Annotated in this window: 12 protein-coding genes and 1 tRNA gene; 4 read left to right on the top strand and 9 right to left on the bottom strand. The window is 67.9% G+C overall.

Annotated features, from left to right (window positions below; translation table 11 throughout):
• Positions 1 to 8 precede the first annotated feature (8 nt).
• A complete protein-coding gene (locus tag Talka_RS08620) occupies positions 9 to 647 on the bottom strand; it encodes a CoA transferase subunit B (protein ID WP_143890707.1) in 639 nt (212 codons plus the stop codon).
• Between the two features lie 32 nt (positions 648 to 679).
• On the bottom strand, positions 680 to 1,387 hold the full coding sequence (locus Talka_RS08615) for a CoA transferase subunit A (protein ID WP_143890706.1): 708 nt from the start codon (positions 1,385 to 1,387) through the stop codon (positions 680 to 682).
• 81 nt (positions 1,388 to 1,468) lie between these two features.
• Here Talka_RS08615 and Talka_RS08610 point away from each other — a divergent pair, with 81 nt between their 5' ends.
• Positions 1,469 to 2,062, top strand: a complete 594-nt coding sequence (locus tag Talka_RS08610; protein WP_143890705.1) for a PAS and helix-turn-helix domain-containing protein — start codon at positions 1,469 to 1,471, stop codon at positions 2,060 to 2,062.
• Positions 2,063 to 2,194: 132 nt separating this feature from the next.
• Here Talka_RS08610 and queF read toward each other — a convergent pair whose 3' ends face one another.
• Genes queF through yaaA form a run of 3 tightly spaced genes read right to left on the bottom strand, consistent with a single transcriptional unit; the run spans position 2,195 to position 4,730 of the window.
• The gene (queF, locus tag Talka_RS08605) at positions 2,195 to 3,070 is read right to left on the bottom strand and encodes an NADPH-dependent 7-cyano-7-deazaguanine reductase QueF (RefSeq protein ID WP_143890704.1); all 876 of its coding nucleotides are present in this window, start codon (positions 3,068 to 3,070) and stop codon (positions 2,195 to 2,197) included.
• A 14-nt stretch (positions 3,071 to 3,084) separates the two neighbouring features.
• A complete protein-coding gene (locus Talka_RS08600) occupies positions 3,085 to 3,924 on the bottom strand; it encodes a 2OG-Fe(II) oxygenase (RefSeq protein WP_143890703.1) in 840 nt (279 codons plus the stop codon).
• A gap of 32 nt (positions 3,925 to 3,956) precedes the next feature.
• Positions 3,957 to 4,730 (bottom strand): peroxide stress protein YaaA, encoded by a 774-nt coding sequence (gene yaaA, locus Talka_RS08595; protein ID WP_143890702.1) that lies wholly within the window; start codon positions 4,728 to 4,730, stop codon positions 3,957 to 3,959.
• 152 nt (positions 4,731 to 4,882) lie between these two features.
• Here yaaA and Talka_RS08590 point away from each other — a divergent pair, with 152 nt between their 5' ends.
• Positions 4,883 to 7,846 carry a valine--tRNA ligase gene (locus tag Talka_RS08590; protein WP_143890701.1) on the top strand — a complete coding sequence of 988 codons (2,964 nt, stop codon included), beginning with the start codon at positions 4,883 to 4,885 and terminating at the stop codon, positions 7,844 to 7,846.
• Positions 7,847 to 7,905: 59 nt separating this feature from the next.
• Here the strand turns inward: Talka_RS08590 and Talka_RS08585 are convergent, their stop codons facing one another.
• Both Talka_RS08585 and cysM read right to left on the bottom strand, forming a co-directional pair.
• Positions 7,906 to 8,133, bottom strand: coding sequence for a sulfurtransferase TusA family protein (locus Talka_RS08585; protein WP_143890730.1), 228 nt, complete (start codon positions 8,131 to 8,133; stop codon positions 7,906 to 7,908).
• A gap of 82 nt (positions 8,134 to 8,215) precedes the next feature.
• On the bottom strand, positions 8,216 to 9,175 hold the full coding sequence (gene cysM / locus Talka_RS08580; RefSeq protein ID WP_143890700.1) for a cysteine synthase CysM: 960 nt from the start codon (positions 9,173 to 9,175) through the stop codon (positions 8,216 to 8,218).
• Between the two features lie 114 nt (positions 9,176 to 9,289).
• On the opposite strand from cysM, the gene Talka_RS08575 reads away from it, so the two are divergent.
• Positions 9,290 to 9,376, top strand: a tRNA-Leu gene (locus Talka_RS08575).
• Positions 9,377 to 9,481: 105 nt separating this feature from the next.
• Here the strand turns inward: Talka_RS08575 and Talka_RS08570 are convergent.
• Positions 9,482 to 10,303: a LemA family protein gene (locus tag Talka_RS08570; protein ID WP_185970112.1), complete on the bottom strand. Its 822-nt coding sequence runs from the start codon at positions 10,301 to 10,303 to the stop codon at positions 9,482 to 9,484.
• 156 nt (positions 10,304 to 10,459) lie between these two features.
• Between Talka_RS08570 and Talka_RS08565 the strand changes: the two genes are divergently transcribed.
• Entirely contained in the window at positions 10,460 to 11,443 is a 984-nt protein-coding gene (locus Talka_RS08565; RefSeq protein WP_143890698.1) for a calcium/sodium antiporter, read from the top strand.
• On the opposite strand, the gene Talka_RS08560 is transcribed toward Talka_RS08565, so the two are convergent.
• Positions 11,401 to 12,348, bottom strand: a complete 948-nt coding sequence (locus tag Talka_RS08560; RefSeq protein ID WP_143890697.1) for an SDR family oxidoreductase — start codon at positions 12,346 to 12,348, stop codon at positions 11,401 to 11,403. The genes Talka_RS08565 and Talka_RS08560 overlap by 43 nt on opposite strands.
• Between the last annotated feature and the right edge of the window lie 100 nt (positions 12,349 to 12,448).

The following is a 12,448-nucleotide window of genomic DNA, read 5'->3' as shown; positions in this document are numbered from 1 at the left end:
CGGCGGCTTTACAGCAGCGGCACGCCGGTCTTGCTTTGGATGAACTCGCGCGTCACGCCGGGGGCCAGCTCCACCAGCTTGAGCCCCTCGGGCGTGACATCCATCACGCCAAGGTCGGTGATGATGCGATCCACCACGCCCTTGCCGGTCAGCGGCAGGGTGCATTCGGGAATGATCTTCAAGTCCTCGGTGCCGTCTTTCTTGCGCGCCACGTGCTCCATCAGCACAATGACGCGCGGCACGCCGGCCACCAGGTCCATCGCGCCGCCCATGCCCTTGACCATCTTGCCGGGGATCATCCAGTTGGCCAGATCGCCCTTGGGCGTGACCTGCATCGCGCCCAGGATCGACAAGTTGATCTTGCCGCCGCGGATCATCGCAAAGCTGTCGTGGCTGCCAAAGGTGGATGAGCCCGGAATCGTCGTGATGGTCTGCTTGCCGGCGTTGATCAGGTCGGGATCGACTTCGTCCTCATATGGAAAAGGGCCAATGCCGAGCAAACCGTTTTCGCTTTGCAGCCAGACCTCGATGTGGTCGGGCACATGGTTGGCCACCAGCGTCGGCAGGCCGATGCCAAGGTTGACGTAGAAGCCGTCTTGCAGCTCTTGGGCCGCGCGCGCGGCCATTTCATCGTGCGTCCAGGGCATGATGCGCTCTCCTTGAAGCGGCCAACAAGGGGTCAAACCGGGCGCTCGCCGCGCGTGGTGCGGCGCTCGATGCGCTTTTCGGGGTTGGGGTTGTGCACGATGCGGTGCACGTAAATGCCGGGCAGGTGCACGTCGTCGGGCTCGATGGCGCCGGTGGGCACCAGCTGCTCAACCTCAGCGATGCAAATCTTGCCAGCCATGGCCACCGCCGGGTTGAAGTTGCGCGCCGTCAAGCGAAAGCGCAGGTTGCCGGCGTGGTCCGCCACGTGGGCCTTGATTAGCGCCACCTCCGGAAACAGCGCGTGCTCCAAAATGTAGGTCTCGCCGTTGAACTCGCGGTGTTCCTTGCCTTCGGCCACCACCGTGCCGACCCCGGTCTTGGTGTAAAAGGCCGGAATGCCCGCGCCGCCGGCGCGCAGCTTTTCGGCCAGCGTGCCCTGCGGCGTAAATTCAATCTCCAATTCGCCGGCCAAGTATTGGCGTTCAAATTCTTTGTTTTCGCCGACGTAGCTGGAAATCATCTTTTTGATCTGGCGCGTCTCCAACAGCTTGCCCAGACCGAAGCCATCGACGCCGGCGTTGTTGGAAATCACCGTCAGATCTTTGACGCCGCTGTCGCGCAGCGCGTCGATCAGGGCTTCGGGGATGCCGCACAGACCGAAGCCGCCCACCGCGATGAGCTGGCCGTCGCGCACCACCCCCTCAAGGGCCGCCCGGGCGCTGGGGTAGATCTTGTTCATGGGTGCTCCTGTTGGTTGGTGGGAACAGCCTTTACGATACACCGGCTGGATGTAAGTAGAATGGCTTAGCGACTAACCCGGATGCCGCCCGCCCAGCCCTCATACCCGACGCTGGAAGATTATCGGCTGGCCTTTGAGCTGGCCCCGGTGGGCCTGGCTTTGTCGCGCCGTCGCGTGATGATCGACTGCAACGAAGCGCTGTGCGAGATGTTTGGCGCCACGCGCGCGGAGCTGGTCGGCCAAAGCTTTCGCATTCTCTACCCCAGCGCGGCGGAATTTGAACGGTTTGGCGAGCGCATCGCGCCGATCCTCAACGCTTGCGGCACGTATGCCGATGAGCGTCTGATGCGCCGCGTGGGCGGCGCGCAAGCCGGCCAGTTGTTTTGGTGCCACGTGATGGGCCGCGCGCTGGATCGCGCCGACCCGCACGCCGCCGGCATCTGGAGCTTCGAAGACCTGTCGGCGCACCGTCCGGCGCAGCCGGGCTTGACCGCCCGCGAGCGCGAGGTGGCGGCGCTGCTGCTGAAGGGCTGCACCGCCAAGCAGGCCGCGCGCCAGCTCGGCATCAGCCCGCGCACGGTGGAAGTGCACCGCGCGCGCCTGATGCGCAAGGTGGGCGCGCGCAGCACGGTGGAGCTGGTGCAGCGGCTGTTGACCGGCCAGACCGACGCGTAACGCCGCCAGCCGCAACCGCTTGTCCCCGCCAGCTGTGGATGAGGCTGTGCACAACGGCTGAACGACGCCTGCGATGCCTGCAGCCGCAAGGGTCGCCGTCACGGTGCCGTTTTTTTCAGCAACAAGGCCCGCTTACTGCCGCGCCAAGCGCAGCGCTGCGGGCAGAGGCTGCGGATGGCTGGTACGCCACGGGTTGATGTCCAGCCCGCCGCGGCGCGTGAAGCGCGCCAGCACCGCCAGCCGCACCGGCTGGCAGCGCCGCCAAAGGTCAACAAAGATGCGCTCGACGCACTGCTCGTGAAAGCCGGCGTGGCGGCGAAAGCCCACCAGGTAGCGCAGCAAGCCTTCCTGGTCGATCGGCGCGCCGGTGTAGGCGATCTGCACGCTGGCCCAATCCGGCTGGCCCGTTACCGGGCACAGGCTGCGAAACAGGTCGGAGGTCAGCACCTCTTGCACCGGCGGCTGGGTGGCGTCGGCGCGCAGCAGCGCCGTATCCGGCTCATCGTGCGTGCACTCGACATCGAGCCGATCCAAGCTTAGCCCCGGCAGCGCGCCGTGCAGCTCGCCGCCCCATTGTGCAGGTGTCCACAATTGCACTCCAATGTGGCCAGGGGGCTGCTCGCTGCCGCGCCACAGCGCCTCGGTCAAATCCGCGCGCAGCCGCGCGCGCACCTCCTCAAGGCTGGCCATGCGCTCGTGATTGAGGCTGTTGAGGTAAAGCTTGAGCGACTTGCTTTCGATCAGGTTGGGCGTTTCAGCGGGAATGGTGAACTGCGCCATGGCCACCTGCGGCTTGCCGCGCGGGTTCAGCCAGCTCACTTCGTAAGCGGTCCAGACGTCGGCGCCGGTAAACGGCGGCAGCCCTTGCAACGCCAAAGCCTGGCGCGCCGCTGCGCGCGGCAGCGGGCACAGCAGGCCCGGGTCGTAACGGTCAGGGTAGGCGCTGGATTGCCCCAGCGGCGTCGTGTGCAACCACGCGGCAGGCGCGCCGCCTTCAGCCTCTTGCATGGCGTCCTCAAAGGTCAGGGCGTAAACGGCCGTTCGCGCAGCCATTTGGTCGCGACCCACTTTTCGCCTTCCAGCACCGGCGCGCCGCCGTGCAGCGTCAGCGTGGCGGGATCGGGCTGGTCATAGGCGAAAAACACGGCGCTGCCGCGCTGCGGCAACACCTCCAGCCCCACGTCCGGAAAGGTGGTGCCGCCGCCTCGCTCAGGTTCGTTCAGATAGATGACCACCGTGGCCACGCGCTGGCCGCCGCGCGCCGTCAAGCGCGCAGTGCCCGCCGCTTGGGGGTCGAAATAATCGTAATGCGGCTTGTATTGGGCGCCGGCGCGGTAGCGCAGCACCTGCAAGCCCTCGCCGTGCTCCACCGGCCAGTGCAGCAGGCGGCTCAGCCGCGCCTCGATGCGCTCGATCAGCGGCGTCTCGCCGCGGCGGAAAAACATGCCGTCGCTGGTGCGGTCGGGGTTGAGTTCCTCGCCGCCGGTGCTGGTTTGCACCGTGCGCGAGCGCTGCAGGCGCGGCGCCGCCAGCGCGATCAGCGCCTCGCACTCCTCATGCGACAGCACATTGGCCAGCACCGCCAAGCGCGGTCGGCGCAACGTGGCGATCACCTGCACCACGCGGTCGCCCGCATCCAGCGCCCGAGGCCCGCCGTCCAACGCCAAGTGGGGACGGGGCAAAGAGGTCGTCATCGGCAAAGTCGCCAAATGCGCTTGAAGGACCTCCTCCATCGCGGTCAGGGCCACGTCCTCGTCCCAGCCGGCGCGGCGCATCGCGGCCAGCACAGACTGCGGCGTGCAGCCCGCTTGCGCCTGTTGCACGATCCAGGCGCGCAGCTCTGGGGTGATGGTCTGGCTCATCGCGCCGCAGTGTAGCGCGCGGCACGCCGCTTTCAGCCGCGCTCGTCGCGCCGGAACACCAGCCGCTCGGGCGTGGAGGCTTGCGGCGCGTAGCGGTAGCCCTCGCTGTCGAAGCCTTGCAGCGTCTCGACGTCGGCGGCGCGGTGCAGCGCCGCCCAACGCGTCATCAGGCCGCGCGCGCGCTTGGCCAGAAAGCTGATGACCTTGTAGCCGCTGCCGCGCCGCTCCTCGAACACGCAGGTGACGACGCGCGCGCGCAGCGCCTTCGGATCGACGGCCTTGAAGTACTCCTCGCTGGCGAGGTTGACGATGAGGCCGTCGTCCTCGGCGGCGCGCTGCGACAGGTACTCGGCGATGCGCGGGCCCCAGAACTGGTAGAGGTTGCGTCCGCGCGGCGTGCTCAAGCGCGTGCCCATCTCCAGCCGATACGGCTGCATCCAGTCCAGCGGGCGCAGCACGCCATAGAGGCCGCTCAGGATGCACACGTGGCGCTGCAGCCAGTCGAGGTCGTCCGGCCCCAGGCTGCGCGCGTCCAGCCCCTCATAGACGTCGCCGTTGAACGCCAGGATCGCTTGCTTGCTGTTGTGCGGGCCGAACTGCGGCTGCCACGCCTGGTAGCGCGCCACGTTGAGCTGCGCCAGCGCGTCGCTCAAGTCCATCAACTCGGCCACCTCCTGCGGCGACTTTTGCCGCAGGATGGCGATCAGCTCCGCAGCCTGCTCGACAAACAACGGCTGCGTGGCCACTGGGGTGGTGGGCGGCGTCTCATAATCCAGCGCCTTGGCAGGGGATAGAACCAGCAACATTGCGCAAGCCTCCGCAACCGATGATAAGCCCTGCGCGAGGCCGCGTTGCTGTGGCCGCCAGCCTGCTGCCTACAATCGAAGGTTTTTGTTGGCAAGCTTGGGGGCCGAATGGCCCGCCCTGCCCTTGTTGGATTCCTGCCCGCTCGAACGCCATGTCCACCGCTGAACCCGTCGCCCAACCTGCGCTGCAAAGCCTGTCCAAATCGTTTGAACCCGCCGCGGTCGAACGCCGCTGGGCCCAGGAATGGGAAGCGCGCGGCTTTGGCCGCGCGGGCTGGCGCGGCACCGGCCAGCCCCAGCCGGACGCGCCGTCGTTTGCCATCCAGCTGCCGCCGCCCAACGTCACCGGCACGCTGCACATGGGGCACGCGTTCAACCAGACCATCATGGACGCGCTGACGCGCTACCACCGCATGCGCGGCTTCAACACGGTCTGGATCCCGGGCACCGACCACGCCGGTATCGCCACGCAGATCGTGGTGGAGCGCCAGCTGCAGCAGGAAGGCCGCACGCGCCATGACCTCGGCGCCACGCCGGAAGAGGCGCGCAGGAACTTCGTCGCCCGCGTCTGGGAATGGAAGGAAAGGAGCGGCAACACCATCACGCAGCAGATGCGGCGCCTGGGCGACAGCGTGGACTGGAGCCGCGAGTACTTCACGATGGACGAGCGGCTCTCGAAGGTCGTCACCGAAACCTTCGTGCGGCTGTACGAGCAGGGCCTGATCTACCGCGGCAAGCGCCTGGTCAACTGGGACCCGGTGCTGATGAGCGCCGTGTCGGACCTGGAGGTGGAAAGCGAGGAAGAGGACGGCTTCCTGTGGCTGATCGCCTATCCGCTGGCCAGCGGCGAGGGGCAGCTGGTGGTGGCCACCACCCGCCCCGAGACGATGCTGGGTGACGTGGCGGTGATGGTGCACCCGGAGGACGAACGCTACCGCCACCTGATCGGCCAGCGCGTGCGGCTGCCGCTGTGCGAGCGCGAGATCCCCGTCATTGCCGACGCCTACGTCGATCCGGCCTTCGGCACCGGGGTGGTCAAGGTCACGCCGGCGCACGACCCCAACGACTACGCCGTCGGCCAGCGCCATCAGCTGCCGCTGATCAACATCTTCCATCTGGACGCCACCGTCAACGACCAGGCCCCGGCCGCCTACCGCGGGCTGGACCGCTTCGAGGCGCGCCGCCGCATCGTCGAGGACCTGCGCGCCGCCGGGCTGCTGGTGGAGGTGCGAAAGCACCGCCTGATGGTGCCGCGCTGCGCGCGCACCGGCCAGATCGTCGAGCCGATGCTGACCGACCAGTGGTTCGTCGCGATGACCAAGGTCAGCCCGCAGGACCCCACCGGCAAGAGCATCGCGCAGAAGGCCATCGACGCGGTGGCCAGCGGCCAGGTGCGCTTCGTGCCGGAAAACTGGGTCAACACCTACAACCAGTGGATGGCCAACATCCAGGACTGGTGCATCAGCCGCCAGCTCTGGTGGGGCCACCAGATTCCGGCCTGGTACGACGCCGAGGGCAACGTCTACGTCGCGCGCAGCGAGGCCGAGGCGCGCGCGCAGTTCGAGGCCTACGTCGCCCACCTGGGGCCCGAGCAGCGCGCCCCGCTGCTGGAAGCGGGCCTGAAGCGCGACCCGGACGTGCTGGACACCTGGTACTCCAGCGCCCTGGTGCCGTTCTCGACGCTGGGCTGGCCCGAGGCCGCGGAGGGCTCGGGCACCCCCGGCGCCTTGAGCGACTACGACCTCTACCTGCCCAGCACCGTGCTGGTGACCGGCTACGACATCATCTTCTTCTGGGTGGCGCGCATGATCATGATGACCACCCACTTCACCGGCCGGGTGCCGTTCCGCCACGTCTACATCCACGGCCTGGTGCGCGACGCGCAGGGCCGCAAGATGAGCAAGTCCGAGGGCAACGTGCTCGATCCGGTGGACCTGATCGACGGCATCGACCTGCCGGCGCTGCTGGACAAGCGCACCACCGGCCTGCGCAAGCCGGAGCTGGCGCCCGCGATCCGCAAGGCCACCGAAAAGGAGTTCCCCAACGGCATCCCGGCTTACGGGGCCGACGCGCTGCGCTTCACGTTCGCGGCGCTGGCCTCGCTCGGCCGCTCCATCAACTTCGACAGCAAGCGCTGCGAGGGCTACCGCAACTTCTGCAACAAGCTCTGGAACGCCACGCGCTTCGTGCTGATGCACTGCGAGGGTCACGACTGTGGACTCGCCGAGCACACCAAGGACCAGTGCGCCCCCGGCGGCCCGTTCCACGGCTACCTGAGCTTCTCGGCCGCGGACCGCTGGATCGTCTCGCGCCTGCAGCGCGTCGAGCAGGACATCGCGCAGGCGTTCGCGGACTACCGGCTCGATCTGGTTGCCAACGCCATCTACGCCTACGTCTGGGACGAGTTCTGCGACTGGTACCTGGAAATCGCCAAGGTGCAGCTGCAGACCGGCGACGAGGCGCAGCGCCGCGCCACCCGGCGCACGCTGATCCGCACGCTGGAAACGATCCTGCGGCTGGCGCACCCGATCATCCCGTTCATCACCGAGGAGCTGTGGCAGAAGGTGGCGCCGGTGGCCGGACGCGCCGGCCCGTCGGTGATGCTGGCGCCCTACCCCGAGGCGCAGCCGCAGCGCATCGACGAGCGCGCCGAAGCCGAGGTGGCGCGCCTGCAGGCGGTGGTGGAGGCGTGCCGCCGCCTGCGCGGCGAGATGGGCGTCTCGCCCGCCCAGCGGCTGCCGCTGTACGCCGTCGGCGAGGCCGACTTCCTGCGCCGCTGGGCGCCGGTGCTGCAGGCACTGGCCAAGCTCAGCGAGGTGCGTCTGTTCGATGACGAGGCCGCCTGGGCCGCCGCCGCGCAGGCCGCCCCGGTGGCGGTGGTCGGCGAGGCGCGGCTGTGCCTGTTCATCGAGATCGACGTCGCCGCCGAGCGCGCCCGCCTGGACAAGGAGATCGCGCGCCTGCAGGGCGAGATCGCCAAGGCGCAGGGCAAACTCGCCAACGAAGCCTTCGTCGCCAAGGCGCCGGCGGCGGTCATCGAGCAGGAGCGCCAGCGGCTGGCGGACTTTTCCGCCACGCTGGCCAAGGTGCAGGCGCAGCGCGCGCGGCTGGGCTGAATGGCCCCGCCGCAGTGCGGGCAACCCAGCGGCGGGAACGCCACGTTCCCGCCTGCGGCCTAACGGCGCTTCAAAATCGAAATGTGCTCGCCGCCCACCGACTCCTGGTGCAACAGCTCGTTGCCGGTTTGGCGCGCAAACGCCTGAAAGTCCCGCACCGAGCCGGCGTCGGTGGCGATCACCTTAAGAACCTGGCCGCTGGTCATCTCGGCCAGCGCTTTTTTGGCTTTCAAAATCGGCAGCGGGCAGTTCAACCCGCGCGCATCCAGTTCACGGTCGATCTGCATGGTCATCGGCTTGGTTTTTGAAAACTTGCGATTGTAAGCAGCCGGCCCTTGATCCGTCCTGCCAGCCCTCTATGGCCGCCGCTCAGGCTGGAAAGACGCCCGTCGAGAGGTATCGGTCGCCTCGGTCGCAGACCACAAACACGATGGTGGCGTTGTCCACCTGCGCGGCCACCTGCTGCGCCACCCAGCATGCCCCCGCCGCCGAGATGCCGGCGAAGATCCCCTCCTCGCGCGCCAGGCGGCGGCACATCGCCTCCGCGTCGGCCTGGCTGACATACACCAGCTCGTCCACGCCGGCGGGGTCGTAGATCTTCGGCAGGTACTCCGGCGGCCATTTGCGGATGCCAGGGATGCGCGAGCCTTCGCTGGGCTGCGCGCCGATCACGCGGATCGCCGGGTTCTTTTCCTTCAGGAAGCGGCTCACCCCCGTGATGGTGCCGGTGGTGCCCATCGCGCTGACAAAATGGGTGATCCGACCCCGCGTCTGGGCCCAAATCTCCGGGCCGGTGGTCTCATAATGGATGCGCGGGTTGTCCGGGTTGGCAAATTGATCGAGCACTTTGCCCTTGCCCTCGCGCTGCATTTTCTCGGCCAGGTCGCGCGCGTATTCCATGCCGCCGCTCTTGGGCGTGAGGATCAGCTCGGCGCCGAACGCCTTCATCGTCTGCGCGCGCTCGATCGAGAGGTCCTCCGGCATGATCAGCACCATGCGGTAGCCGCGGATGGCCGCGGCCATCGCCAGCGCAATGCCAGTGTTGCCGCTGGTGGCTTCGATCAGCGTGTCACCGGGGCGAATTTCGCCGCGCTCCTCGGCGCGGCGGATCATCGACAACGCCGGTCGATCCTTGACCGAGCCAGCCGGGTTGTGGCCCTCCAGCTTGGCCAGCACCACGTTGCCGCGCGCGCGGTTGTCCGGCTCGCCAATGCGCTGCAACGCCACCAGAGGGGTGCGCCCCACCGCGTCTTCGATCGTCGGATAACGCGGCAGACGGCGACGCTGGCCGGGGCGAGGGTTGTTGGACTGTGACCGATTCGAATTCATGGCGTCAACTCAGCCAGGGCCGGGATCCCTACCCCCGCACACCAGCCGGGGAAGCTTGTCAAGACTGTGCCATAATTTTGCCTTCGGAGACAGTGCGCAACGCCTGCCCCCGATGCCGGAGTGGCGAAATTGGTAGACGCAGCAGATTCAAAATCTGCCGGTGGCGACACCGTGCCGGTTCGAGTCCGGCTTCCGGCACCAGATCCATCCAACAGCGGCTGCGTCAATGCGGTCACTGAGGCCGCGTCAAGCGCAAGCTGCCTACAGCGCGCGGCTGCCGACTCGGCGTCCTGCATTGAACTGCGTTTAACGGTCTTGCGGACGGCCGGAAGAGCTGGCTGACGCCGAAGCCTCAACAACCTGATGCTCCGAGGCAGCGGCAGAAGACGGGGCTGAACGATCCGGGGTCGTCGTGTTGGGGCTGGACGCCACGTCGCTGACGGCAGCCTGAATCGTTTGCATGGTCTTGCGAGCCAACTGAGCGCCGGTGTCCAAGGCTTTGTCCCCGGCTCGCAAGGCAGCGTCCTTGGCGCGACCCAACAGCTCGTGCACGCGCTGCGCATCCACGTCCGAGGCAAAGTTTTCCAGTTTGTGGATGTCCACCACCACATTCTGGCCATCGAACGACAGATAGGGCGCCTCCCGAAAGCCCAGCGCGCTGGCCCAAAAAACCGTAGGCAATGCGCTGCGCTTCGTGTTGTAGTCCTTGACGTTGGCGTTGTAGGCGTGGCGACGCTGCGTCAGCTCGGTTTCGCACTCTTGGATGCTGTCGATCAGCCGCTGGTATTGCTGGTTGGCTTTCAGGTCAGGGTAACGCTGCGCCAGGTTGGACGCCGCCGCCAGGATCAGGCCGGTTTGCTGGTGAAGGCTGGACATCTCGGCCATCGTGCGGTCGCTTTCGGTGACTTGCAGCATGACCAGCTTTTCCGCCTCTTGATACTGGCGCACCACCTCGATGAGCTGGTTGACCAGCGAAATTTGCTTGCGCAGCGCCACCTGGATGTTGGACCACGCTTCGCTGATGGCTTCGGACATGCGCCGCAAGGTGTTGTAATCCAGCACCACTTTGATGAGCAGCGCCAGCGCTGCCAGCAGCAACAACTTGAGTATCCATGCCAAGGTTTCCACCGCTTTTTCCTCCTCTTGTTGTGTTGGCACTGGCAGCGCGCAGCCCGCGCCGCCTTAACCAGTTTACCCGCGAAACGCGGCGCGGTCATGCGTGCCGATCGGGCCCGATGCTAGACTGCGCGGCAGCTTCTCAACGCTCGTTTGTTTGGAACTGGCATGGACGTTTGGATGGCGCCGCTGGCCATCGTGGCTGGCTTGGCGGTGTTGGTCTGGTCGGCGGATCGCTTTGTGGCGGCGGCGGCGGCGATCGCGCGCCATTTCAACCTGCCGCCGCTGCTGATCGGCGCGGTCATCATCGGGTTTGGCACCTCGGCGCCGGAGCTGGCGGTGTCGGTGCTGTCGGCGCTGGAAGGCAACCCTGGCATCGCGCTGGGCAATGCTTTCGGCTCCAACATTGCCAACATCGGCATCATCCTCGGCCTGACCGCGCTGATCAGCCCCATCGCCGTGCAGTCGCAGGTGCTGCGACAGGAGCTGCCAATCCTCACCGCCGTGACCGCGCTGGCCCTGTGGCTGGCCTGGGACTTGACGATCACGCGCGCCGAAGCCGGGCTGATGCTGGCGGTGTTTGCGGCGCTGATGGCGTGGTCGATCTGGCAAGGCATGCGCAACGGCGCCGACCCGCTGGCTGCCGAGACCGAGGCCGAGCTGCAGGCGCATCCGATGCCGATTGCGCGCGCCTGGGTCGAGCTGGCGCTGGGGCTTGCGCTGCTGGTGGCCAGTTCCCGCGCGCTGGTGTGGGGCGCGGTCACGGTGGCGCAGGCGCTGGGCGTCAGCGACCTTGTCATTGGACTGACGATCGTGGCCATCGGCACCTCGCTGCCGGAGCTGGCTTCTTCGATTGCAGCGGCGCGCAAGGGTGAACATGACCTGGCGCTGGGCAACGTGCTCGGCTCCAACTTGTTCAACACGCTGGCGGTGGTGGGGCTGGCCGGCGCGATCGCGCCGATGCAGGCCGAGGCGGCGCTGCTGAGCCGCGACCTGCCGGTGATGGCGGCCTTCACGCTGGCGCTGTTCGTGCTCGGCTGGGGCTGGCGCAGCCGCCCCGGGCGCATCAACCGTGCCGAGGGCGCGCTGCTGATCGCCGGCTACGTCGGCTACTCGCTGTGGCTGGTGCGCGACCAGCTCGCCGCCGCCTGAGCCCAGCCCTCCATCACCGTGGGGTAACGCAAGCGCAGCCGCAGCTCCCGCTTCATGCGATCGTTGCGCAGCCGGCGGGACTCCCGCATAAACGACAGCGTCGGCGCAGGCAGCTGATCGGCGGCCTGCTCACGGGTGATACGCGGCGGGCGGGGCAAACCGAGCAAGTCTGCCACGCGGTCCAGCGCTTCGCCGGACGGGCAAGCCGCGTCGTCCACGATGTGCAACACCCGCTGCGCCCGGCCCAACCACAGCGCGCGCAGGCAGGCGCGGGCCAAATCGTCGGCGTGGATATGGTTGGTCACCACATCGTCTTGCGGGCGCAGCGCAGGGGTGCCGCGCAGCAGACGCTCGCGCAGCCCCCCGGCTCGATCGGGCGCGTAAATACCCGGGATGCGCAACACCGTGACGCGCGCGCCGGTGCGCCGCCCCCACAGCCGCCAGGTCTGCTCCGCGTGCAGCCGCCGCCAGGCGCGCGGCGTTTGCGGGCGCGGGGGGCGGGTCTCCTCGACCCAGGCCCCGCCGCAGTCGCCATAAACCCCGCTGGTGGAGCCATAGACCAGCACCCGTGGCGGGGTGCGGCGCGCCAACGCTTGCGCCAGCGCGCGCGAGCGTGGATCGTCGCGGCGCTGCGCCTCATCCGCAGGGGGCGGCGCCAGGTGCAGCACCCGGGCGGCCAGGCCGGCCAGTCGGCGCAGGCTGGCTGGCTCGTCCAAATTGCCCGCCAGCGGCGTCACCCCGTGCGCGCGCAGCATCGGCGCCCGCGCCGGCGTGGAAGTCAGCGCCAGCAGCCGCACGCGCCCGGCCAGCCTGCGCACGACGCGCAAGCCGACATCGCCGCAACCGACGATCAACACCCGCGCGCGCCGAAAACGCGCCGGCTTGGCGCCACCTACTGCGTTCATGCGGACTCCCAGCGATCCATACGCCGAGCCGAGCCGGGCATCGCGCCGATTTGCGACAATCGCAAGCGCTGTTTCCCGACCCGCACGGCATCCCCGTAAG

The organism is Tepidimonas alkaliphilus, from assembly GCF_007556595.1.
Taxonomy (GTDB): Bacteria; Pseudomonadota; Gammaproteobacteria; order Burkholderiales; family Burkholderiaceae_C; genus Tepidimonas; species Tepidimonas alkaliphila.
This window is presented reverse-complemented; position numbering and strand designations above follow the sequence as displayed.